The sequence below is a fragment of the Chloroflexota bacterium genome, assembly GCA_020850535.1.
Taxonomy (GTDB): domain Bacteria; phylum Chloroflexota; class UBA6077; order UBA6077; family JACCZL01; genus JADZEM01.
Genome location: JADZEM010000187.1, coordinates 1 through 24,781, shown reverse-complemented (window position 1 = coordinate 24,781; position 24,781 = coordinate 1). Strand labels below are relative to the sequence as shown.

Below are 24,781 nucleotides of genomic sequence, written 5' to 3'. Positions count from 1 at the left end.
CACAACGGGGAAGATCCCTCCGCTCGTTCCTCGCTTCGGTCGGGATGACGAGATGGTGCTTCGTTCCTCGCGTAGCCTGCCCTGAGCTTGCCGAATGGGGTCGGGATAATGGGCTGCTGCTCGTTCCTCGCGTAGCTTGCCCTGAGCTTGCCGAATGGTGTCGGGATGACGAGGGGCACTGAGTGAGCCCCCCGATTGACGCCTGACGAGCTATCAGGACAGGAACATCGGCTTGCCGAGCAGGTGCGCCATCTTCGGCCGGTACCGCTCCGAGTCGTACAGCTCGCCCACGTCGACGCGCTTGGTGCCCTGCGTCGGCGTATCGACGGGAACGGTCGTGTAGACGCCGTTCTGCAGCGCGACCATCCGCCCGCTGTGCCCTTGCTCGATCTGCTGGACCGCGAGGCTGCCGAACGACGTCGCAACCATCCGGTCAAGGGAGTCGGGGGCGCCCGCCCGCATCAGGTAGGCGAGCTGCTGGTTCACGATGTCCACGCCAGTGAGCTGGCGGATCGCCTCCCCGACAATCGTGCCGATGCCGCCGAGCTTGCGGTGTCCGTAGGCATCCTCCTGGCCGTACTCGACCACCTGCCCGCCGAGCATCGACGCGCCCTCGGAGATCGCGACAATCGCGTAGTTGCTCGGATTCCGCTTGCGGTCTTCGAGCAGCATCTTCGCCAGGCGCTCCACGTCGAACGGCACCTCGCTGATGATGGCCCGGTCGACGTCGGCGAGGTACGCGGAGATCAGCGCCGTCTCGCCGCTGTTCCGCCCGAACAGCTCGACCACGGCGATGCGCTCGTGGCTGCCAGTTGGGGTGCGGAGCGCGTGGATGAAGTCCACGCTTCGGGTGACCGCCGTGCTGAACCCGATGCAGTAGTCGGTGCCGAAGACGTCGTTGTCCATCGTCTTCGGAATGGCGACGACCCGGAAGCCCTCGGCGTGCAGGCGCGCCGCGAACGAGAGGGTGTCGTCGCCGCCGATGGGGATCAGCGTGTCGATGCCCAGGTAGTCGAGGACGCGCAGGACGTGCGCCGTACAGTCGACGCGCGACGCCCCCTCGGCCAGCGTGAAGGTGGACTGCAGGAAGGCCGGCACCTCGGCCGGCCGCACACGCTGCGGGTTGGTCCGCGACGTGTGCAGATGGGTGCCGCCGTACCGATCGATCGTACGAACGTTGCGCTGCGTCAGCGGCCCGATCCACTCGCTCCGTGCGGTTTCGTCGTCGTCAGGATTGAAGTGCAGCAGGCCGGCCCACCCGCGCCGGATCCCGACGACTTCCCAGCCCCGTTCTTCTGCTCGGGTGACCACGGCCTTGATGCAGGGATTCAGCCCGGGCACGTCACCGCCGCCCGTCAAAATACCGACGCGCATCGTGGAGTCCCTCCGGCTTTGCGAACCAGTTTGCCACGGATGGTAGCGATACTGTGAAAGACTACCATGGGGCAATTGTCCCGATCTTCGCGAGCAGAATCTCTCGGGGGCCGGGACTTTCAGCCCGTGGATCGACAGTTCGCCGCGAGAATCCCAGCGACAGCCGCGATGCGGGCGGCAGTCGGCTCAGCAGGTCAACCGGCACGCTGCAAGGAGTCAGCGGCGTCGTAGACGCCACACGCACCAGGGCACAGTCGCAGTATGCTCGACGCGCGAGGGAGGGGACCATGCCAGGAACCGCCAACGGCGATGTTGCTTACGGCCAGACGACCATTCCCGTCGGGATACGCTCCCGATTCGTGGACAACAACAACGGCATCACGATGCACGTGCTGGAGGCCGGCTTCGAGGAGCCTGGGCGGCCGCTGGTGCTCCTGATGCACGGCTATCCGGAGCTGGCGTACAGCTGGCGCAAGGTGATGTTGCCGCTGGCTGCCGCCGGCTACCACGTCGTCGCGCCGGATCATCGTGGCTACGGGCGCAGCGGCGGGACCGACGTCACCTTCGACGACAGCCTCTGGCCGTGGCGGCCGATGGAGCGTGTGCGCGACACCCTCGGGCTGGTCTACGCACTCGGGTATCGCAGCGTGGCGATGATCGTGGGGCACGATTTCGGCTCGGCAGTCTCAGCCTGGTCGACGCTGATCCGCCCGGACGTCTTCCGCTCGATGCTGCTGATGACGGCGCCGTTCGAGGGCGCGCCGGTGTTCCCCTTCAACACGGCGAACGAACCGCCGAAGCCCCCGGCTCCGGCCGGCCCGACCGTCCATGACGACCTGGCGGCGCTGCCGCGACCGCGCAAGCACTACCACTGGTACAACGCGCGGCGCGAGGCGAACGACGAGTGGGTCAACGCGAAGCAGGGCATCCACGATTTCCTGCGCGCCTACTATCATGTGAAGAGTGCGGACTGGAAGGGGAACCATCCCCACCCGCTGGCCGACTTCAGCGCTGCCGAGCTTGCGAAGATGCCCCGCTACTACATCTTGGACCTCGACAAGACGATGCCCGAGAACGTCGCCCTGGACATGCCCACGTCCGAGGAGATCGCCGCGAACCAGTGGCTGACCGAGGAAGAGCTTCGCGTCTGCTCTGACGAGTACACGCGCACCGGGTTCCAGGGCGGCCTCAACTCGTACCGCCTGCAAACGGACCCGGCATTCAGTGCCGAGTTGCGCCTGTACGCCGGGCGCACCATCGACGTGCCATCGTTGTTCGTCAGCGGCACCAGCGACTGGGGCGTCTACCAGCGAGCCGGGCGGCTGGAGGCGATGCGCGACGAGATCTGCACCGATCTGCGCGGCATCCACCTGCTGGAAGGGGCCGGCCACTGGGTCCAGCAAGAGCAACCAGAGGCCGTCAGCCGCCTGATGCTGGAGTTCCTGCAGGGGCAGAACACCTGACTGGTCGGGCACACCGGCCGGATGGCCTGCTGGCTGCCGCGGGAGGCCGACGTATCGGCCCCACGCGGCGGGCTGGCAGACGCCGCACAGCCTCACCGGACTGCCGCGTCGAGCGTGGCAGCCCTGTGTGGCGCTACTTCCAGTCTCGTGCTTCCTGGGGCTTCACGAACTTGATCTTCTTCTTCGACAATTGCTGGAGCTCGCCAGCGACCTCCTGGAGCAAGGTCTTGTCCTTGGTGTCGGCCGAGACCGTGAACGTGCCGGGATCGGGGCCTCGCCCCTTCGAGACACGGATCTTGCCGACGAGCAGATCGGAATTGTCGTCACAGATCGAGATCCAGCCCGGCACCTCCCCGTGTCCATCGCCGACCAGCAGGATGTCCTGGAGCGCCATGTACTGCACGGCCCTGCCGTCGTCGGTTGCGTCGAGATTGACCTCGTTCTGCCGCCTGATCGTGTGTCGACTAATGCGCTGTTCCAGCTCTGCGAGCGTGATGTGCCTTCGCATGGCTCCGGCAACCTCCATCGTTGCTGTTTCCCTGGTCCTCAGCCTCGCCACGCTGGCGTGGCCGAGGACTGACTGGCCCCGGGTGTGCTACGGCGCGATCTTGCGAATCTGAATGGTGGACGCGTTCCGATTCTCGACATCGCCGAACATCGGGTCGGTGGTGGACGCCCGGACGTGGAGCGGATAGTCTGCTGTCTGATGAGGCTGATTGGCGTAGATCCGGAAGAATCCCCCCGACGCTTCATCCGGTCGATACGACACCACGAAGTCGCCGGACACCAGGGGGCGCGACGCCCGAGGTTCCACCACATGGCGCTGGCCGTCGGTGAGGCCCAATGACCACCGGGCTGTCGGCTGATCGGGGTTGGCGGTGATGCCAATCGGGCGGTAGGTGCGCCCGAGGTTGTCGGTGCACTCCTGCATCATCGTCAGGTAGCCAAGCTGCTGGCCGGACTTGCCGTTGTCGACGCGGATGGCGACGGGCGTCTCGGACGACCCGATCTTGACTTCCTGCGGCTCCTGGCTGCCGGCGTCGCCGCCCCGGCGCGGATCGACAATCATCAGTGTGGCCGGTACCAGTGCATTGCCCGGCACCGCGGACATGTTGTGGAACACGAGGTCACGCATCGCCAGATTCACGAACGCCTGACGGGCGTGGTCAAACCCGCCGTACCACATCCCGAGCTTGTCGCCGTAGCGGATGACGCCGTCCAGCGTCCCGCCGTTCTCGATGATGTGCTGACTGATCGCGGCATCGAGTGCCTGCCGCCTGGCCGAGATGGCTGAGTCCTTCGGGAAGAACTCCGAGGTCAGCAGATTCGAGAGCCGCTCCAGCTCGGTGCCGTTGGGAATGGGCGCGGGCCGCTCCGTCAAGCCGGCGAACCAGTCGTCGGCGATCTCCTGCGTGCTTCCGATGCCACCCCGGAAGACCAGTTGGGTCCGGTCGAGCTCGTTGTCGCGATCGACCTTCTGCACCGAATTCCGGGCCTCAGAGGCGCTGGCGCCGGCCTTGAACGACTCGATCTCCAGGGAGGCGTTCGCCTTGAAGCTCTCCTCCCTCTCTCTGGACGACGTAACTGACGAGGCGTCGCTGCTGACCCGCGAGTAGGCCATGCCGCCGAGCGCGACGCGCCGAGCAAAGTGCGTCCCGAACTTCCTGACGAACGCGCCGTACGCCTTGATCTCTTCGGCGGTCGCGCGGTTTGGCGGGAGCGCGGCGACGCTCCGGGCAAAGTCAGCGCCGAGACGCAGCTTTGCAGGATCGTCCAGCTCCAGCGTCACGATGTGGTTCTGAACGGCGACCGTCACATAGGTGAAGACCTTCTTCCGCGACTCCGATACCGAGCTGATCTCCTTGAAGCTGGTGCTGGCGCTGTACTCGAAGAGGCCGCCCAGGCCGGCGCTTGCTTCGAGCGTCGAGGAGAATTCGTTCTGGAAGTCGAAGCTGTTGCGGATCAGTGTGCGCGAGGTCTTGACCTCGGTGTTGAACGGCGACCGGAGGCTCGCCCCGATCGGCACGGAGTATGCGCCCTGGGTGTACGTCTCAATGCCGTCCCGTGCAACATCGATGGCGCTGACGCCCTTCGCCGAGGCTCCGAGGTTCAGCGGATCGGCGGTCAACACGTCGTAGCAGATGCCGAGGAATTCCAGTCCCTGAATGTTGTCTGGCAATTGCGTGTCTCCCCTCGTCCTTGGAGCGTGTGCTCCGCTGTCGCCGCGACCGATGCTCGCGACGGTCTCCACGCATTCACCGTACGGCCGATCCGGGCGATGCACCACGCAGAGGCGCGGACTAACCCGCGGAGTTACCCGCCGATTCACCGATATCGCCTGAAGTTGCGGGTCCGGCACGATCCTGGTATGACTCGAACGGGGCTCGATCACTGGCTGAGGGATCTGGACATGCACAAGGCGAGCGAGGTCGAGTCCTTCGGGGGACTCCTCCGCGCGTGCCGACTGGCGCTCGGCCTGACTCAGGAAGCCCTGGCCGAGCGGTCGAGTGTCAGCGTCCGCAGCATTCAGTCCTTCGAGGCAGACGGCGCACGGCCTCGGACCGACACGGCGCGACAACTGGCCGACGCGTTGGAGCTCTCGCCGGAGCGGCGCACCCAGTTCGATGCCGCCGCGGCGCCAGCACCACGGCGCATCGGTCGTCGCCGACGCATGGCGTCCGATGGGGCGCTCGCGGACGTCGGCCCAGCCGAGAGCGCGCTCGGTCCGCCGGCCGAGCTTGCTGCCGCTCGGCAGCATCGCGGGCTGGTGGCGTTGCCCGGATCATCTCAAGGCAATCTGCCTCGACCGCTCAGCAGCCTGCTTGGGCGCGAGGCCGACCTCGTGGCGATTCGAGGGTTGATCGGGACGGCACACGAGCGGCTGGTGACGCTGACCGGCGTCGGGGGGTCCGGCAAGACCCTGCTGGCGATTCACGCGGCAGCGGCGTTGTCGGACTTGTTCGCCGACGGCGTCTGGCTGGTGGAACTGGGTCCGATTGCCGACCCCTCGCTGGTCTCGGTGGAGGTTGCGGCGGCGCTCGGGGTGCGTGAAGCGCTGGGCACGCGGCTGCTCGATGCGCTGCGAGGGGTTCTGCGTCGGAAGCGCCTGCTGCTGCTGCTGGACAATTGCGAGCACCTGATAGACGCGTGTGCAACGCTGGCAGAGCGCTTGCTGACGGCCTGCCCCTCGCTGGTGATGCTTGCGACGAGCCGCGAGCCGCTGCGCGTGGCCGGGGAGCGGCGGTGGCGGGTTGAGCCGCTCCAGACCCCGGAGCGGTCAGCCCCGCCCGACGTCCTGGCGGACTATCCGTCCGTCAGATTGTTCGTGGAGCGGGCGCGAGCCGCCGAGCCGGGCTTCGCTCTCACGCCCGAGAACGCCGTGGCCGTCACCAGCATTTGCCGGCGGTTGGACGGCATCCCGCTCGCCATCGAACTGGCGGCGGCCCGTGTGGGGGTACTCGCTGTCGAGCAGCTCGACGCGCGCCTGGACGACTGTTTCCGGCTGCTGGTGGGCGGTGCGCGGGCCGGCCCGGCCCGCCAGCGGACGATGCGCGCCACGCTGGACTGGAGCTACGACCTGCTCGAGCCGTCAGACCAGGTGGTCTTTGGCCGGCTGGCCGTGTTCGCGGGCGGCTGCGACCTGGAGGCCGCCGAGGCTGTTGTTCGCGGCGACGTGTCCAGAACGGTGGCTTCTCCGACCGCGCACGAGGCGCCGCGGCCTGAGTATGGCAGCCCGCCGTTCGACACGCTCGCCACGCTCGGGAGGCTTGTCGACAAGTCGCTCGTGGTCGTAGAACGGCTGCCCGCGACCACGCGCTATCGATTGTTGGAACCCATACGCCAGTATGCAGGCGAGCTCGTCGCGCACCGCGACGATGGCGAAACCGTGCGCGCGCGCCACGCGAACTGGTACCTCGCGCTCGCGGAGCGGGCTGCGCCAGCATTGCGCGGGCCAGCGCAGGTCGGGTGGCTGAGCCGTCTCGCAGCCGACCAGGACAATCTCCGGGTCGCACTGCATTGGGCCGCCGGGCACGGCGATGCGACGCGTCTTGCGCGCCTGGCCATCGCCCTGGCGCCATGGTGGGAGGTGTGGGGAGCGCTGAGCGAGGGACGGCACTGGTTCAGTGTCGCAATGTCGATGGCCGGCCGACTGTCAGGCGACTTGCGAGCCCGACTCCTGCTCGGAGCTGGACGCCTGGCGTTCTGGCAAGTCGATCTTGAGGCTGCCGCGACGCAGCTGCGGGCGAGCCTTGATGCGGCGCGCGGGGTTGACGATCTTCCCGGCGTCGCCGCTGCGATCACCTGGCTGGGGGCGGCGCGCGGCGCCCAGGGGGCGTTCGACGCGGCTCATCTCCTGCTCGACGATGGGATGGCGATGCACGAGCTGCTGGGTGACGCCTGGGGCGTCGCCTGGGCGAAGTGCAACCTGGGCCGATGCCTTGGCAATCGAGGCACCGCCACGCGAGACCAGTCGGACTTCGCTCAGGCCGCGACGGTGCTCGAGGAAAGCGTCCGGCAGTTCCGTGCGCTGGGCGACATCCGGTTTGGCGCTGTCGCCGAGACCTACCTCGGTATCGCCCTGCTGCGGCTGGGCGAACGGGAGCGGTCGGCGGTAGCGCTCAAGGCCGGCCTGGAAGCGATGTGGGCGGTGGGCGACCGGGCGTACCTGCTCCCGAGCCTGACCACGCTGGCCCTGGTGGCTGCGCTCACCGGGCAGCCGGACCGGTCGGCCCGGCTCCTTGGCGGCGTTGAGGCCGTCGCAGAAGCCCTCGGGGCGACGCTGGCCCCGGTGAATCGCGTCACGCGGGACGAGGTGCTCGCGGTCATTCGCACGCACCTGGACCCGTCAACACTCGACGTGAACCGCGAGGCGGGGCGTGCGTTGGCGATCCATCAGGTGATGGTCGAAGCGTTGGCGGTCGCCGACGAGGCCGCGACCGCCGGGGTGGCCTGCTGACGCTCGTCAGGGCGGCGGCGGGTGAGCGCGCGGGGATTCGAACCCCGGCCCATCGATCGTCACCACCCACGGTCGCGAGGAGGCCAGCCTCCACACATCGGCTGTGGGCACTCATGCGGCTTTCAGCTACATCCCGGTTTCACGAGCAAGCTGGCCTCAGCGAACCGTGAACAGCGGCGAAAATGGCACGGTGCGAGTGACGCGCACGAGGCTCAGCCCGCCAGTGAGATATCTCGGGGCCAGGGTAGTCGCCTTCGGGCAGGCCGCGTGCACAACGAGTGCCGCGTCGGCCGCTTGACAGCGTGAACGGGAGCCGTGCCGAGCTACAGCGTGGGGGCGGGGGTTCGCAGATCGATCCAGGCCGGGACCGCGATCTGCTGTGTCGTAATGTCCAACTCCCAGCGCTCGGCGCCGGCGCTCCCCCGCTCGGCAAGGGCGAAACCGTGCTGCTCGAACAGGTGGCTCACCAGGCCGTTCCGGCCGGTCGGCAGGAAACGTCCAACGAGTCGGGACGCTCCAGCCTGGCGGGCGGCGGCGGCAATGTGCGCCAGCAACGCCGTCTCTACGCCTCGCCCAATCACGCGACAGCTCATCAGCAGGGTGTCGATCTCCCAAACGCCTGCGTCCCCCGGCGCGAGGATCGCCACGCCGACCAATCCCTCGTCGCCGAATCGGTCACGCACGCGCAGGGCATAGACCGGCCAGCCGCGCTCGACCACTCCGACGATCTGGGCTTCGCTGTAGCGGCGGGTCGTCACGTTGAACTGGTTCGTCTTGTTCGTGAGCTGGGCGACACGCGGGATCGACAAGGCCTCGGCGGGCGCGATCTCCGCGATGATGCCGAGACTGGCGAGATAGCCCTCCATCGAAGCGGCGTCGCCGGCCGCGGCCTGAAGTTCCTGTCGCTGACGGCGCTCGGCGTACAGGCGGTTGCGATCGAGGTCTTCCTGGGTCAGACTGAGTGTGTCGAAGACGTTCAGGCGGAGGAGCGTCTCGCGGTACAGCGCTGGATCCGGCGGGAGGCAGACGGTCAACACCTGGGGCAGCGCCCCGTGAACCTCTTCGCACTCGCGTGGGTTGTCGTCCAGGAAGACAAAGCTGTTCAAACCGAGATTCAGCTCGTCGGCAAGGCTGCGCAGGTTCTCGGACTTTGGTCGCCAGTTGATTCGTGCGGCGGCGAAGTGTGACCGCTTCAGCACCATGTCCGGGTGCTGGTCGAAGACAGCCCAGGCCTCATCCTCGTTGTTCTTGCTGCACACTGCGAGCAAGATCCCACGCCGCCAGAGCCGTTCCAGCTCGCGTTGCAGCGCCACAAACGCATTGCCTGGGGCATCCGACCCAAGCTGAATGCCGCTCAGACCATCCTCACCGATGATTCCGCCCCAGAGGGTGTTGTCCAGGTCGAGCACGACGCACTTGCGACTCAGACCTTTGAGCGGCCGGATGTAGCGGAGGTACTCCTGGGCCAGACCAGTCAGAACTGCCGCCGACCACGGCATTCGCGCGGCGTACCAGAGTCGGGCGTCAGTGGCCGTGTCCTTGCCGCGGCCCGCTTGAACCCGGTCCTCATCGACAAGGTGGACGTTCGGATAGTGGTCGCGGACGAGCTGCGCAAGGCGTCCGTTGACTTCGTGGATCGCAGCCGTCTGCCCCAGATCGTCACGCCAGTCCAGGATGCCGAGGACCGGGTGGCGTGGCGCGACCAGCGTGTGCAGCAGCAGCAGGCCGGCGCAGCGCTCTGAGAAGGCGTCGAGAAGGCCGCGCACCGTCCCGACCGCTGCGTCGATCTCGGCCCGCCGCTCAGCGACGGAAAGCGTGAGCGGGTCATCGTGGATGCCCGGCAACAGACGACTCGCGTGGATCGCGAGGACCGTCACGTCCGGGGCGAATGCGTACAGATCGCTTTGTGGGCTGAGGAGCGTGTGGGTGTACTGGTCGAATCCGGCCTCGTAGACCGCGGGTCGTAGGCCTGCCCGAACACATTCGACGACCAGATGTGCGCGGAGCTGTTCCATCGACGCGTTGCCGAGAAGCGCGATGCTGATCTGCTCGGCTGTTGAGGGCGCCGGGAGCCGCGGGACAAGGGCGTCGATACGCTGTCCTACGAGCATCATGTCGGAGTGCGCGGGCACAGCGTCGAGCAGGCGCAGATAGGTAGCGAGCGCGCCCGCAAGGTCGCCGGCCTGCTCCTGGAGGTGGGCCAGTTGGAGAAACTGAGAGGTCGTATGCGGCTCCGGCAAAGTGAGGAGCCGCTGCCAGATCTCGACGGCCTCGGACATCCGACCTGCGCGCTCAACGTACCCAGCCAGGGCGGGCAGCGCTTCCGCCGGCGCCAGCGCGGCGGCAAGCTGGAGGGTTCGCTCGATACGCTCGCTTGGGCTGATCGGGTCTACGACGCCGATCTGAGTGTCGGCGAGGCCAAGCAGCGCGAGGGCCACTGACCTGCGGTGGTCCGTTGATCGGGCGTGTCGGGCGGCAGCGGCGAGTGTGGCAGCGGCCCGTTCAAGATCCCCACGCTGGCCGCGAGCGATCAATGCGGATGCCGCCGCGACGCCGACTTCGGTGAGCAGGCCGCCGGTCGCGTCGTCCGAGGCGTGGACCTGGATCAGGCCGTTCAGGTCATCTACGAGATCCCGATGCACGGTGTCCCCCGACACTCAGAACTGCTTGACGATTCGGGCCGGATTGCCCATAGCCAGCGTGCGCGGTGGTACATCCGCTATGACAACGCTGCCAGCCCCAACCGCGGCGCCCTCCCCGATGGTGACGCCCGGCATGATGATGGCGCGATTGCCGATCCAGACGTGGTCCGCGATGGTAACCGGTCGTGGCTGTGGCATTGTGTCGCGCGCTTCGAGTTCGTGGAAGTCGTTGTCCAGGATGCTGACGTGCGTCCCGATCATCACGTTCTCGCCGATGGTGATAGAGCCGGTCGCGGCGATATCAACACCGTAGTTGATGGTCGTGTTGTCGCCGATGACGAGCCGGCCGCCCTCAAACGTCGTGAAGAGTGAGCGCACATGGTCTGCGAGGAAGATGACGCGGCTGCCGACGATCATCGTCCCCCAGTTGTTGACGCGCAGGCTGCCGACAACACGGGTATAGCGGCCTACGGATTGGCAAGAACGAAGCTGCCAGCGCGCGTTGAGCAACTCTCTGCTCTTCTTTAGCGAGTCGCCCGGCGAGCGCCGGATGGCGCGCAATACGCGTGCAGGGCCGGCCGGGCTCCTGTCGTCGGTGTGGGCGGGACCGCCGTTGGACGCAGGGGCGCGATGTGGCCCTACGGTACTTTTCGAAGGATGCGGTGAGCTATTGTCCGGAATGGTGGATGACGCTGCCGCCTGTGCTAGAGGAGGCGCAGCGTCGGTCAGGCCGAATTGCGCCTCGAAGCCTGCGAGGCTCGCGTCGACGCCGAAGGCGTTGACGTCGGAGCCGCCGGCACGCCGCAGAACGACCTCGACGATGCGCTCCAGTGAGGTCATCGCCGTCATCTCGCTGGCCGTCAGGGTGACGCCGAACTCGTCTTCGATTGCCAGCATCAGCGAGAGGTGATTGAGGGATGTCCACTCCGAGAAACGATCCTGACGGAGGTCGCCAGTGAGTCTGGCCGCGGGCAGACCGAGCGCAACTGCTAGCAGGCCGCGTGCGCGGCGCTCGATCTGGCTGCTTGTCAGCGATAGCATCAGCGGCTGCTCCTGGCAGATGTAGTCGCCACATCGTGGACTCTCCTGAAGGATAACGCGTGGCTCCAGAAAACGAGTCGTGGGCAGTCCCGGGTCGTAGCCACACCAGAGGCGACGATTTCACGATTCGTGGGGACCCGCGGTGCGTGGCGCTCGCCCACGCTGCACTGGCATCGTCGTCCAGCGTATGCGTCTAGAAACCCCAAGTTCGTTACAAATCGGATCAGGACGCATTGAGGAGGGTCATGCAGGTTGAACGGTTGCCCAGAGGCGACATGAACTGAGGCGGGAGTCCGTTCGACGCAGCAGCAGCAGGAGGCGATGATCGCGGACGGCCAAATGTGTCGCGCACCTCGTCTGGCGACCTCGGGCAGCCCGACATCGTTCCGTAGACTCTCATGCGGGTGGAGACGACCGAGACATGCGATCTGTAGGTGAGGGCGCAGGGATTCGAACCCTGAACCTTGGGCTTAAAAGAGATCTGACGTCGCGACTGGGGGATTCGGGGCTTTTGGCCAAATTCTTGGTCCGGACCGCCCGTTTCCGTCCCGCAGTCCCCTGGTCGCAGTCCTTTGGTCTGGCCTTCAAACCATAGGCTTTCCTGGGAATGGCGAGGATTGTAGGACCGCAATGAGGCGCTCCGATGTAGGCAGCCATTGGCGGGATCTTCGATATGTGCGACCAGGCACGTGATGAAGAACGAGGTTCCACCGATGGCTTTTTCCCAGTGGGCCCTGCCCGAGTTGCTCTGCGTTACCTGGAAAGGCGCGGGTTAGTGGTGGAGGCTTCAGCCTCAGCGGAGGCCGGAAGCCCCATGGGCTTCATGCCAGCCCACATCGGGATCCCAGCGGCCCGGTGGAGTGCCACCCGTTGCTGCCACGATCGCGGGCGGCATGAGGAAGAGCGCGAGTCGTTCGGCCACGAGGCGGAGCTCGACCGACGGCCCAGCAGGCGCGACCCGCCTGAGGAATCCGGTCCATTGGCGCTGCCTGGCCGCATCCTCGAAGAAGTCCGGGCTCAAGCCTGTTGGGAGCGACGTGGGCACCGGCGTGCCCCTGCGGAGGAACGTGTTGGTCAGTGCCTCGACGAGTGTTGCACCATCGACGGATCGGGTCTGTGCGACGCTCCACAGATCATAGAAGTCCTTCAGCCGCGTATTCGCCAGGGCGAAGCGGACGACGGCCTCGAACTTTTCCGCTATCACGGTTTCAACTGGGTACATACGCAGCACCGGGGCGGGCAGATCCAGCAAGGTTGGGTACTCGGCCTCGATCGCTGGCGGCGTGATTGCGTCGCCGAAGCCGACGTCGATCTGGATGGGCAGCCGGATGTTGCCCAACGCACCTGGAATGCGGACTCGGACCCCGCCGTATTCCTGACCTCGGATTGGATCGGTAGTCACCTGGTCCGCGTCGTAGGTCATGCCGTCGGGCTCAACCGGGAGCCCAGCGACCTCGCCGAAGATGCGACTGACTCGCTCCATGGCTGGATCGCCGAATCCGAGCAGGTCGATGTCGCGGGTGGGCCGATAGTTCTCCGCGCCCCAGAGCGGGAGCAGCATGGCTCCCTTGAGGACGAAGTCGCCCCGATGTGGCGATTGGCCCAGGCGATAGAGGAACCGTTCATTGGCGTAGCGCATCAGCGTGAAGTTGTAGTCCTCGCGCTGCTGTCGAGCGAGGGTGCGGAGCCGGTCTCGGACCGACGCCACGAGATTCTTCGGCGCCCTGCCATTCACTGGGTCACCGCTTCCAGGTACGGGCGCATGACGTTGGCGACGCGGCAGATTCGGGCATACCGGAGCAGCTCATCGATCGAGCCACGGCGTTGGCGCCAGTAGTCCTGCAACGCCTCGAGGGCGACGTCGAGGCCGATCTTGTTGCGGTACTTGAAGCAGTCCGCCACGGTCTTGGCCGGCCCGTAGACGCGAACGACGACATGCCCTACCTGATGCTCCTCGATTCCCTCGTGGTAGGCCGCTCCCGAGAACCGAACGAAATGGAGTGGGAGGTCATCGACACGCGGCTTCCACGCCTTCTCCGGGATCGCCATCCAGACCGCGTGCGGGTTCTGCGTCGTGAGCTCGTGGAACGCGAGCGCCGACAGCAGGCAAACGATGCCGTTCGGCACCTGGGTCGCCGCTTCCGCCAGGGTTTGATGGGTACCCAGGTCGAGGCCGTCGAGCGCAAACAGACCGCGGCCCACTCGGATGAGCTGGCCGCGGTGCCAGAGGTCGTACACTGCCTGGCGCGGGACCCCGACTGTTGTCGCCTCGCGCGCCTTGAAGACGCGGCCGCGCATGGCCCGTCTCAGCCTGGCTTGAGCGGCTTCGGCCCGTTTCACAGTGCGTCGATCATAACAAATCCTCGGGACTTCCTTAAACATCCCGAGGTTTTGTCGGGCTTTATCCCGAGCATGGAGTCACTCGACGTCAAAGTCTCGATGGCACCGCAATGGATCGCGTCGGGTCGTGATTCGCGAGGCAGCGGAAGGGAGATACCCAGGCCGTCCGTGGAACGACTCCACCGCCCTCGGGCACCCAACGTTCTGGGATGCTGGTACGGCATGATGTCTTCAATTCCTTGGAGGAAATCCAAGCTTTGGGAGACACGATCCGTCGGCATCCGAACCGTGCTGAGCTCGTCGACCTTGCAAGTGAGCAGCATGGATACTTCACCACGGCACAGGCCGCCCGGTGCGGCTATGCGCCCGACATGCTGACGTACCATGTCAAGCAGGGGAATTTTCGGCGAGTGCACCGTGGTGTGTACCGCTTCCGCGACTTTCCGTTCTCGCCCCGCGAGAACGTTGTGGCAGCCTGGCTCGCCGTCGGGAAGGATGAGGCTGTCGTCTCACATGAGAGCGCACTCGACCTCTGGGACCTCAGCGATGTCGTCCCCGAAGCCGTTCATGTGACCATTCCGCGTGCACGTCGCTCGCTCGCGCGCCGCCCACCACCGGGTGTGATCGTCCACACGACGACGCGCCCGTGGGACGACGGCGAGGTGCGGAGTAACGAGGGTATCCGCGTCACATCGCCCGAGCGAACCATCCTCGACGCGGCCGACGCCGGTACCCAACCCGAACAGATCGAGATGGCCATCGGGCAAGCGCTACGCCGAGGCTGGCTCGACGCACTTCGCCTGCGAGCCAGAGCACGAGAACGGGAGCACCGCGTTTCGTCGCTCGTTGAGCAGGCCGTGGCTCGGCACCAGATCGAGGCGCCGGCGTGATGCATCAGCGCCACGGCAGTGCGTCTGAACTGTCACAGGGCACGATCCACCAGCGGAGGAGGACATCGTCGGCCCATTCGGCCCCAATCTGCGACGGCGCGTATCAGCCGAGAGCCACCAGACTCGACAAGATGAAGCGTCAAACAGCGTGGCAGCATCAGGGTCAACGGCAAGGGCTGAAGCCACGAACCTGGGGTGATGGTGGCGGGAGCATTCAGTGTTCCAGCTGGTCTAGCCGGTCGATCATCAGCCGCTCGAGCTCGGCCGGGTACCGGATGTTGTGACGCCGAGCGAGCGTCGGAGCCAGGTCCAGAAAGACGTGCAGAATCACGCGGTTGGCCTGGAGCATCGGCTCATACGCCAGTGGGCAATAGGTGTCCTGGAGCGGCGCCAACCGCTCCGCGGGAACCGCGAGATCCACTTTGTCATAGGCCTCCGGCCGCCGCGAAAAGTCCTGCTGCAGCCGGAGCAGATCCACACAGACCCGGCGCAGGACGTCGAGCTGGCCGCGCGCCCACCAGAGGTGCCCCCGGCTCATCGCGGTGATGAAGTGTGACAGGTCGTGCCAGAACCAGTAGATGAGCCGACGCAACGCCTCGACCTGGTCGTCTGGCGCCTCCGCCGGCCACGCGGGGGCAGGCGCCTCGGTCAGGATGCCCTTCTTGTCGAGGAGGACCTGGGCAGGCCCAGCATAGAGGTGACCCCGGTCGCTTCCGCGACCGAACGCCAATTCGCACTCCGAGCCATCGGAGAGGATGAAGAACACCACACCCGCCGAGTCGAAGTCCTCGAGGAACAACGGCTCGCCGAGCCTCCGGACGAACGCGTCACGCCCGCCTACAAAGTCGTCGTAATCCTCGTCGGTGACGAGCACGGCGAGATCCAGGTCAGAATGCGGGTCAGCCATGCCCCGTGCATAGGACCCGCCGAGGAACGCGGCTATCACGCGTGGATCTTCGCGACAGACGGCGACGAAGCGGTCCACGACGACCTGATACCGGTGAGGCAGGGGCATGACGTCTGGCTCCACCGTAGGATTCTTGTGGAGAGGACGGCGCGCTTGCGGCTGGCCATCCCCGGGATCCGAGTGCTCTCAGGGCTCAGATGAATCGATAGCGATCACCGCGCACCTTGGTGACAATGCCGCGCGGAGCCGTTGATCCTATTCGGCCCAGCCGACCGCCTTGCAGAGCACGACGACCCAGAAAGCGTCGGGATGCTCGCCCCAGGCCCGGAACGCGTCGGCCATCTCCTCAAGGTGTGATTGATTGGCCCACCCGAGTTGGGTCACCTGTTCGATGAACGACGGGCGCATGAGCAGGCCAGCCACAAATTCGCCCCAGGCGCGTGTGTCCTCGGGAGTTCCCTGGACCTCGGTCACCCCCGCAGATGCCACGACGCAGCTGAAACCCGCAGTCCGGAGCATCCCTCGTAGCTCCCGTCCCCGCCAGGAGTTCCCCCCGTTCTGCTGTAAGACGCGGAGGTACAGGTCCATGGCCTCCTTGACCAGCGGATCGGGGGGCGTAAAGATGAAGCCGCCGTAGTCGCCATCGTCGACGGCCAGGACGCCACCCGGACGCAGGACGCGCCGTACCTCCCGCAGCGCCCCGAGCGGATCCGCCAGGTGCTCGATCACAGACCTGCTGAAGGCGGCATCGAACGAGCCGTCTGGAAAGGGCAACTCGTAGACGCTGGCGACCTGGAAGCGAACGTTCTGCACCCCGCGCTCCTCGGCTAGTGCGCGGGCATGATCGAGGGTTGACGGCTCGATGTCGACACCCACGGCCTCACCGGGTGCGACGGCAGAGGCCAGACCCAGCGTAATCGAGCCGGGCCCGCATCCGAAGTCCAGGATCCGCATGCCGGGCCGCAGATGAGGGAGGAGCAGGTCGGCATCGCGTTCGGCCGTGCGCTGGCTCAGGTACCGGAGAATCCGCTCGCTGTGACCGTGGGTGTACGCTTCCTGTCGCGGCGAATCACTCACTCGCGCCCTCCTCCGGCGCCGTGCTCCGTCGCACGACCGCAAGAACCTTCTGGTACTCATCGGAAGGCGCGAGATCGAAGAGCTCGACCGCCGCCCCGAAGCCCTCCAGGAGCCGGTCGGCGTCGAACGGGTGGCGGTCGCAAGCCATCGCTGTTCACCTCCGCATCGGGTTCCGTGCCGGGTGCCAGTAGCTCGACATGATGAAGCCTGGCCAGGTGGACGGGTTCTGATGGTGGTGGGACGAGCGAGTCAGGCGACCCCGGCGTTTCGTCGCACGGCCTCCATTGCCTGCCCATGGAGGTCTGACGGCGCGACCTCGAGGAACTCGGTGTCCTCATCAGCAAATGCCAGGTGGCCGGGGGCCATGTAGTAGGTGTCGCCGGCCCGGAGCACTTCCTCCTGACCGTCCGTCTCGACCCGGAGCTGTCCCTTCAGGACGTACCCCCAGTGCGGGCACGGGCAGCGGTCGTTCGGGAGTCCCTTCAACAGCGGCCCGAAGTCGGTCCCGGCCGGGACCGAGATGAGCACGACTCGCATCCCTCCCCAGTCCGCCCCTCGGACGGAGGCGTCGCCGGCTTCGAGCAGGACCGGTAACTCACCGTTCGTTGCACGCATCGTCTCCTCCTTCGTTGGTGGGTGTATCCCTGACCTGATCGCGAATGCACTCGGGATGCGGCGTTCCGTCACGATCATCATCAGTCCGTGCCACGATCGTAGTGGCAGTCTGCTGACTGCGCGTCTGCAGATCCGCACATCCGGCTGCACATTCGGAGCGGGCGGGGTGCACATTCCGGCCCGTGGGTACACATGGCAACGCGCGGATCGGCAATGCCATGCTGCCCCGGGGCCCGCTGACGACGCGCGCTGGCTACGAGATCAGCCGGTGCTCCACTGCCCAGGCAGCGACCTGCGCTCGTGACTTGAGCTCCAGCTTGGCGAGGATGTGGTACACGTGATTCGCTGCTGTCCCTTCGGTGATGACGAGCCGCTCGGCTATTTGTCGATTCGTCAGCCCCTGGGATATCAGCACGGCCACCTCCTGCTCCCGGTGCGTGAGCGGTGAAGCGGCGTCGCGTGCGGACGTGGCCGTCTCATCGATGCTCGATGGTGCCGACGTCTCGGCTTCGCGCTCGTCCGATGCATAGGCGATTGCCTGCTCCGGGGACATGGCACTCCCGTGTGCCCAGGCCTCGGCGAATGCCTGATCGCCGAGGCGCGCGCGGATGGACGCGAGCCCGGTTTCTACCTCGGCGAGAACGCTCGGGGAGAGTCGCACACCGACAATCTCGCGCTGGGCCTCGGCCGCTGCCAGCAGGCATGCCGCGCCCCGTGCATCGTCCTCCGCCAGCAGCAACGTCGCGCACTTATCCAGCGCCACAGCGAAGAGGGTCCGGTCCCGCAGGTCCCAGGCGATGCCGAGACTTTCTCGGAGCAGGCAGCGCGCCTCGCGGGTCTCGCCCCGGGCCTTCAGCGCCCACCCCAGATGCCCCAGACAATCGGCGATGCCGCGCTCGTCCGCCAGGGCTCGAAAGCCGGCCAGGGCTTCGTCGAGCAGGGCGCACGCCTTCGCGTGGTGACCCTGGGCCGTCGCGATCCAGCCCAGACCATTTAGGGCATGCGAGATGCTGCGTCGATTGTCCAGCCGCCTCGCGATGTTCAGGCTCTCCGCGAAGCAGGCGTGCGCCGTGGCGTAGTCTTCCTCGGCGCTTGCGCTCCAACCCAGGCTCTCGAGGGTCTCGGCCAGTGCGCGTTCGTCGCCGAGGCGGCGCTGGATGCTGAGAGCCTCGTCCAGCACGGCGCTCGCGGCGCGATTGTCCCCCAGATCGAGCAGGATCCAGCCAAGCTTTCCCAGGACGTCCGCCCGCAGCGCGGGATGGTCGGCCGTCCCGGCGAGCGTGAGCACCTCGGTGAGCTGCTCGCGCCCTTCTCTCAGGTAGCCTCGCACCAGCCAGAGCGCGCCCAGCACCGCGCCCAGACGCAGGGCAGGCACGACACAACCGTGCTCCCGGCTCCACCGCAGCGCGACCCGCAGGTTGTCGTGCTCCTGCTCCAGTCGGCCGAACCAACGTGCTTGCTCCGGCCCCACCAGCATCGACGCGGCATGCCCCGCCAGGTCAATCGCGGCCTTGGCTTGACGACAGCGGATCGGGCCGTCTTCGCCGCTTTCGTCGAGCCGTTCGAGCGCAAACTCGCGGACCGTCTCGAGCATGACGTACCACGGCTGGCCATCGATGCCTTCGTCCTGGCGAAGCAGGCTCTTCTCGACCAGCGACTCGATCGTATCGAGGACGTCCATACCGAGAGGCGCCGTCGCAACCGATGCCTCCCCGGACCGGCCGTCATCGCCACACACCGTCTCGGCCGCCTCGAGCGAGAACCCACGGAAGACTGCCAGCCGCCGGAACATCGCCTGCTCGGCAGGCTCCAGAAGGTCGTAACTCCAGGTGATCGTATCGCGGAGGGTCCGCTGCCGGGCCGGCCGGTCGCGAGCGCCGCCGATCAGCAGTGGGAGCCGCCGCTCCATGCGCTGGATCATGGTCCGTGGCGGCATCGAGCGGATCCGGGCGGCGGCCAGCTCCAGCGCCAGCGGCAGCCCATCGAGGCGGTGGCAGATCTCGGCGACGTCACCCGCGTTCTCATCGCTCAGGGCGAAGTCAGACCGGGCCTCCTGCGCGCGGTCCACAAAGAGACGGACTGCCTCGAACTGCACGAGGTGCGCGCTCGTCGGCGAGTCGCGCCGGTCGGGCAAGGTCAGCGGAGGCACCGTGACGGTGCGTTCGCCATAGAGGCGCAACGGGGCACGACTGGTGACCAGCACCTTCACGCTGTGCGCCGTGCTGAGCAGCGTCGCGATCCCGGCTGCCGCTCCGGTGACGTGCTCGAAGTTGTCCAGGACCAGCAGGAGCTGCTGCTGGCGCAGGGCGTCCGTGAGGGAGGCGATGACCGGGCGATCGGCCGCTTCCCGAACGTCGATCACGCGTGCGATGGCGGGGAGCACCTGCTCAGGATCCGTGACCGAGGCCAGCGGCACGAACCGGACCCCATCGACAAAGCTGTCGAGAAGCTGGGCGGCGAGCTCGATCGCCAGACGGGTCTTGCCGGCCCCGCCCGATCCGGTCAGCGTGACCAGACGGGTACTCGGACGGAGCAACGCCGTCCGGGTCGCCCGGAGCAGCTGCTCTCGCCCGACGAGCTCCGTCGCCTGGGCCGGCAGGTTGTTCGGGATTGCCGTCAGCGTGCGCAGTGGCGGGAAGTCGGCCGGCAGGTCGGCCACGGTGAGCTGGAAGACCCGCTCCGGTCGGTCGAGGTCGCGCAGGCGATGCTCCCCAAGGTCGGTGAGCAGGGCGCCCTCCGGCAGCGTATCGGCCACCAGCGCCGCCGTCGCCGCCGAGATGACGACCTGGCCGCCGTGCGCACTGTCCGTCAGCCGGGCACAGCGATGCAGGGCCAGGCCGAAATACTGGTCATCCTGATGCTCGACTTCTCCGGTGGTAATTCCCATTCGGACGAGCATGGCCCCGAGCTGGTCCCACGACTCCCGGCGCAAGGCGCGCTGCGCCCCGAGCGCCGCGAGCACCGCCGCCGTCGGGCTGGTGAACGCTGCGCAGTAGGAGTCGCCGGCACGGCGAAAGACAATGCCTCCCCGGCCTGCGATGGCGCCCTCGACCAGGGAGTTGTGGCGGGCCAGGACGGCCCGATAGGACTCCGGCCAGGTTGCGAAGAGCCGGGTGCTGCCCTCGATGTCCGTGAACAGGAAGGTGACGATCCCCGAAGGGAGGGCGGCCATCCATAAACCCCATCGAAACGAGCATCACCAGGGGGCGCGAACCTGTTGTGTTAGCAGGGTACTCCGAGCATGGCGCTCGCTGTCAAACGACGTGGCGGGGCGGGTGCGGGGGCAGTTCCTCCTCGACGAAGATGGGAGCTTCGGGTGGCACTGACTCCTGCCCCCGATCGCGGGATTGCACCTGAGACGAATCAGTCGTCGTGGGCTTGCCGCGACGATGCTTGCTGCGATCCTTCCCCTTCGGCGCCTTCTCCGGCCTGTTGGCGTTAGCCGTCGGCTCGTCGGGAAGTCGGGCCGGATCGCCTCGGCTGTCACCCGCGGGCGCCGAGCCACCCGTCGACGGTCCGCCCCCGATCGCTTCTTCGATCCTGTCCAGGGCTGACCGCAGATCTGCATCGACGGCGGCCGCGTCACGTCCATACCGAGCCGCCGACGCCGCAGCGAGTGCATCGCGGACGCTCGGGTCGCCAGCCGGCGGTGGATCGAGCGACACCGAGAATGTCGGCAGGCGCTCGCCACCGGCCGAGAGCTTGGCGTAGCACTGGTGCTCGCCGAGCTCGACCAGATCGTGCTCGTCTATCTCGTCGCCCAGCTCGCGCACCAGGTACGCGGCGTCCTCGGCGCTGGTGTGGAACGCGAACAGGCCGTCGAGGTTGGCGAACACCGTCGATCGCAGGGTGCGTCCCTGGTCGCGATTGAGCGTCTCGAGGCGGGCCAGGCTCTGGGTGGCCAGGACCAGGTTGGCACCGTACTTCGACAGCTCGGAGAGGATCGCTTCATAGTCGGCGCCCGGCATTGTCTGCAGTTCGTCGACGATGAGGGTCACCGGCCGGCGACGTTTCTCGGGGAGCCGGGCTTGCTCGCCGACCAGCAGGCCGACGAGGTTGATCAGCGTGCCGCCGATCAGGGCAGCTGTGTCCTCGCCGACTGTCCCCTTGGACGTGTTCACGACGACGATCGCTCCGGACGACAACCAGCCGGACGGATCGATCGTGGATCTCGCCTGCCCAACGATGGCGCGCGCAGCTCGTTGGCCGGCGAATCGCGAGACTTTGGTCTGCACGGGATTAATGATCTCGCCCTGCAAGCGACGTTCGAGGCGGTCGAAGTACCCCGACCACCAGCCTCGGATGACGGGATCGGAGACGAGGTCGAGCACGCTTCGCCGAAAGGCCGCATCCGCGAGGAGCGTCGGCACCTGTAGAACGGTGTGCTGACGTTCGCGACCGACGGGGCTTTCGGCATTCATCGCCTGATTCACCTCGAACAGGGTGAGCAACGCGTATCGGAAGGCGTCCTCCATCCTCGGGCCCCAGAACTGGTCGAACTCGCGCCGGAAGATCGTCAACGCATTCGAGACGGCCTTGTCGCGGGTCCACCCCAGCCCCACGTCGAGCAGGTTCAGGCCGAAGGGGCGGCCTTCCTCGGACACGTCGAGATAGACGACGTCGGGCCGTCGCTGTGCAGGCACCAGGCCGAGCACCGCGTGGGCAAGATCACGATGCGGGTCGACGACGACGAGCGCCGGCGGACGACCATCGTCGGAAACGGACTCCATCAGGTAGCTCGCGATGCGGAGCAGGAGCGACGACTTCCCGCGACGCGTCTTAGCGACCAGCAGCAGGTGCCGGCGGAGCAGTTCGTCGGGCAGCGCGACCGGTACGGAGCGCCCCTGGTGGGCCGAGACGCCGATCCGGCAGCCGTGCGTCACCGAGAACGGCCGGGGCATACGTCGCCGAGCGCCGGTCCGCTCGAGTAGCGGGACATCGGCCTGGGCCTGCGGCAGATGCCAGAGACCGGCCAGCTCACGGGTGTTCAGAATCGGCGTCGACCTGGCCGAGGCCAGCGGTCGAAGCGCGCGAAGGTCGAGCGGATCCCTGCGGAGGCGCCGCGGCGTCAGACCGTTGCCGGCGGCCAGGTTGAACTGGCGATACGCTCTCGCCAGCCGGTCCAGGCGCTCGTCCATCGCCGCTGCCGGGGTGTCGACCGGCGCAAAGACGGCCAGACGGATCTCGGTCCGGTAGGCGATGCGGCTGACCTTCTCCTGAACGAGGCGCATGTCGTAGATGGTTCGCCTCATGAATCGTCGTACGAGCAGCATTACCGCCACGATCCCCGCGCCGACGCCGCCCACCAGAAGCGTCAGTTGCAGCCACTGGCGCGCGCTGTACCACTGGTACGCCTGGTATGCCACGCAGCCGGCGACCAGGGCCGCCGCCAACATGTAGACTGGCGTGAGTGATGTGTCTGCCTGGGCATTGGCGCGCTCGGATGCCAGTGGATGCTCGACGGTGAGTCGCAGGTACTCCTTGCACCAGTCGTCCTGAGCCGGTGCGAGCACGAGCTGGCACAGCGATCGCCAGCCCCGCGGCAGGTCGCTGAGTGCCCCGAGGATCCCGAGGATCGGGTCGGCCTGAGCGGCGCGATCGGCTGCCACGTCGCTGTCTCGGAAGGTACGGAGCGGCAGGTACTCGGGGCCGCGCAGGACGAGGGTGCGGGCCACGACGCACTCGTCCGGTCGGCACCAGGCCGGATCCAGACCGGGATGCTGATTGACGTCGAGGCGGCGAAGCTCGGACTGCGGGTAGGCGACTCCGAGCTGGTCTTCGAGGTGTTGTCGCATTGCGACGGTGCCGGCGCGAGCCATAAAGCGACGGGCATCCGAGGTGGCGGTGATCTCAAGGCCGAATGGCTCGGCGAGCGAGATCGCGGCCAGGAGGTTCTCGGCCGGCGTGATGACCGCCGCGTTAGTGCGTGGCGTGACAATCTCGACCAACTCCGGAGGAGACGCTGGAGCCGAACTACGCCTAATGGAGATGAGCATGGACGCGGCCTCCCGAGGTGCGGAATGGCGAGGGTGGCGAAGAGGCGGCGCGGCGTGCCGACCTGAGCGACGCTCGATCAGCAATCTCCGGCTGTTGACCGTTCAGCCTCCCCCCATGCCAGTCGAGGAAGCGGAAGAAGGCGAACGGGAACACGGCATGACCGTGAGTTGTGAGACTGCTCGTGAACGAGATCTGCATGGACGTGCTCCTCGCTGACCAGGATCGGCATGATGTGCCGAGACCAGCCTACGCAGGGCCGGTTTCGCGAGAGCCACTTGCCGGCTACGAGCGAGCTACCTGGCGGCTACGGGAGGGTTACTTCTCAAGAGTCGTCCGGAAGCGCCGTAGTGGTGGGCCCGAGGACGGCCCCAGGGTCCGGCCACGGCTCCACACCGGCCCGGCCGCGAGCCGTACTGCGCAATCCGGACGACGCACCGTCACCCTTTTCACCCTGGCAGAGAAACGCCACGGCGTCGTGGTAGGTCACGACCGCATGGTTGCGCCAGTCTTCGATCTGACCATCGGTATAACGCTGGCGCAGGGCGTCGCAGGCGACCCTACGGAGAGGACGGTCGAAGACGTCGCCGCCCAGCCCCGGGAGCCGTGAGGCGGTCCGAACCCGTGTGACCCCGATGAGCAAACGACCAGCGGATCCGGGTGCGGCACCCCGGCAAGCGGCTGGACGGCAGCGCGCGGTCGATGCGGGCCAATCGCGCGACATCCCGGCCGACGCGCACGACCGGCAGGGAAGCCCCCACGCCAGCCGCTGCGCGGCGCGATTATCCTTCGACTCGCAAGCTCCTGCGGAGCGCGAATATCGTTCTGCGGAACGACATCGCTCAGGACCTTCGTCGACATCCTCTCCCGTCCGGAGAAGAGGGGAGGCGCCGACGTGGGTTTCGTCGGCCGGCGGCAGCTCGCGGTTGCAGAATGGTACCAGCGCCGGTGCGAGTCGTAGAGCACGACGATCCGCCGGCTGTCCGGGCACTCGGCGAGCTCGCGCGCCAGGTACTCGTGCAGCGGATGCATCAGTCTGGCTCACCGAAGAGTGACCGCTTGTTGCTATGTAAGCCGGCTTGCATAGCAAGGCGCGCTATGTAAGTAAGGGCCCAGAAACTTACATAGCGGCTCGTCAGGCGGGCCTCGAGCGACGACCGCCGCTTCGCCCACCACCGGTTCGCCAGCCGCGCGGGCGACCTGATCGACGGGCGGGACGTCGGGAAGCTCCCCACCGAATGTGGCCGTCTACGCTACTGGACGGCCCACACCGCCACATCACGGGAGCGCGATCCGACGCGATCAGGCCGCGCGACCGACCACCCGCGAGCGTGGCGCCGTCGTCCCCTGGCGATGCCCCCGCAGCGGCGGGTAACCTGCCCCAACATGGATGTTGTGGTGCTATGATTCCTCCGTTCGAGCCATCGACCGGACTGCTGCCGTCCGGGATCCATGAAGCGACCTGGGAGGAGCTGGTTGCC

Annotated in this window: 16 protein-coding genes; 3 read left to right on the top strand and 13 right to left on the bottom strand. The window is 66.9% G+C overall.

The annotated features are described in order from the left end of the window. Positions 1-213 precede the first annotated feature (213 nt). Complete coding sequence (locus IT306_26360; GenBank protein ID MCC7371967.1) at positions 214-1,374, bottom strand: ATP-dependent 6-phosphofructokinase; 1,161 nt, start codon at positions 1,372-1,374, stop codon at positions 214-216. A gap of 287 nt (positions 1,375-1,661) precedes the next feature. On the opposite strand from IT306_26360, the gene IT306_26355 reads away from it, so the two are divergent. Further along, positions 1,662-2,837, top strand: a complete 1,176-nt coding sequence (locus IT306_26355; GenBank protein MCC7371966.1) for an alpha/beta hydrolase — start codon at positions 1,662-1,664, stop codon at positions 2,835-2,837. Between the two features lie 133 nt (positions 2,838-2,970). On the opposite strand, the gene IT306_26350 is transcribed toward IT306_26355, so the two are convergent. Then, a complete protein-coding gene (locus tag IT306_26350; GenBank protein MCC7371965.1) occupies positions 2,971-3,345 on the bottom strand; it encodes a hypothetical protein in 375 nt (124 codons plus the stop codon). 87 nt (positions 3,346-3,432) lie between these two features. Next, the gene (locus IT306_26345; protein MCC7371964.1) at positions 3,433-5,016 is read right to left on the bottom strand and encodes a hypothetical protein; all 1,584 of its coding nucleotides are present in this window, start codon (positions 5,014-5,016) and stop codon (positions 3,433-3,435) included. A gap of 231 nt (positions 5,017-5,247) precedes the next feature. Between IT306_26345 and IT306_26340 the strand changes: the two genes are divergently transcribed. Continuing rightward, positions 5,248-7,794 carry an XRE family transcriptional regulator gene (locus tag IT306_26340; protein ID MCC7371963.1) on the top strand — a complete coding sequence of 849 codons (2,547 nt, stop codon included), beginning with the start codon at positions 5,248-5,250 and terminating at the stop codon, positions 7,792-7,794. A gap of 323 nt (positions 7,795-8,117) precedes the next feature. Here IT306_26340 and IT306_26335 read toward each other — a convergent pair whose 3' ends face one another. From IT306_26335 to IT306_26320, 4 genes are all read right to left on the bottom strand, one after another. Then, positions 8,118-10,436 carry an HAD family hydrolase gene (locus tag IT306_26335; protein MCC7371962.1) on the bottom strand — a complete coding sequence of 773 codons (2,319 nt, stop codon included), beginning with the start codon at positions 10,434-10,436 and terminating at the stop codon, positions 8,118-8,120. Between the two features lie 15 nt (positions 10,437-10,451). After that, on the bottom strand, positions 10,452-10,853 hold the full coding sequence (locus IT306_26330) for an acyltransferase (GenBank protein ID MCC7371961.1): 402 nt from the start codon (positions 10,851-10,853) through the stop codon (positions 10,452-10,454). Between the two features lie 1,417 nt (positions 10,854-12,270). Then, complete coding sequence (locus IT306_26325; protein MCC7371960.1) at positions 12,271-13,116, bottom strand: nucleotidyl transferase AbiEii/AbiGii toxin family protein; 846 nt, start codon at positions 13,114-13,116, stop codon at positions 12,271-12,273. Between the two features lie 92 nt (positions 13,117-13,208). Continuing rightward, positions 13,209-13,859 (bottom strand): type IV toxin-antitoxin system AbiEi family antitoxin domain-containing protein, encoded by a 651-nt coding sequence (locus IT306_26320; protein MCC7371959.1) that lies wholly within the window; start codon positions 13,857-13,859, stop codon positions 13,209-13,211. 167 nt (positions 13,860-14,026) lie between these two features. Between IT306_26320 and IT306_26315 the strand changes: the two genes are divergently transcribed. After that, positions 14,027-14,707, top strand: a complete 681-nt coding sequence (locus IT306_26315; GenBank protein MCC7371958.1) for a type IV toxin-antitoxin system AbiEi family antitoxin domain-containing protein — start codon at positions 14,027-14,029, stop codon at positions 14,705-14,707. A 214-nt stretch (positions 14,708-14,921) separates the two neighbouring features. Here the strand turns inward: IT306_26315 and IT306_26310 are convergent, their stop codons facing one another. From IT306_26310 to IT306_26285, 6 genes are all read right to left on the bottom strand, one after another. Further along, positions 14,922-15,722, bottom strand: a complete 801-nt coding sequence (locus IT306_26310) for an aminoglycoside 6-adenylyltransferase (GenBank protein MCC7371957.1) — start codon at positions 15,720-15,722, stop codon at positions 14,922-14,924. 147 nt (positions 15,723-15,869) lie between these two features. Further along, positions 15,870-16,691 (bottom strand): methyltransferase domain-containing protein, encoded by an 822-nt coding sequence (locus IT306_26305; GenBank protein ID MCC7371956.1) that lies wholly within the window; start codon positions 16,689-16,691, stop codon positions 15,870-15,872. Then, positions 16,684-16,839 carry a hypothetical protein gene (locus IT306_26300; GenBank protein MCC7371955.1) on the bottom strand — a complete coding sequence of 52 codons (156 nt, stop codon included), beginning with the start codon at positions 16,837-16,839 and terminating at the stop codon, positions 16,684-16,686. Before IT306_26300 ends, IT306_26305 begins: the two co-directional genes overlap by 8 nt. 101 nt (positions 16,840-16,940) lie before the next feature. Continuing rightward, complete coding sequence (locus tag IT306_26295) at positions 16,941-17,228, bottom strand: cupin domain-containing protein (GenBank protein MCC7371954.1); 288 nt, start codon at positions 17,226-17,228, stop codon at positions 16,941-16,943. Positions 17,229-17,559: 331 nt separating this feature from the next. Next, positions 17,560-20,478, bottom strand: a complete 2,919-nt coding sequence (locus IT306_26290) for a tetratricopeptide repeat protein (protein MCC7371953.1) — start codon at positions 20,476-20,478, stop codon at positions 17,560-17,562. A gap of 82 nt (positions 20,479-20,560) precedes the next feature. Then, the gene (locus IT306_26285; protein ID MCC7371952.1) at positions 20,561-23,386 is read right to left on the bottom strand and encodes an ATP-binding protein; all 2,826 of its coding nucleotides are present in this window, start codon (positions 23,384-23,386) and stop codon (positions 20,561-20,563) included. Positions 23,387-24,781: the final 1,395 nt, after the last annotated feature.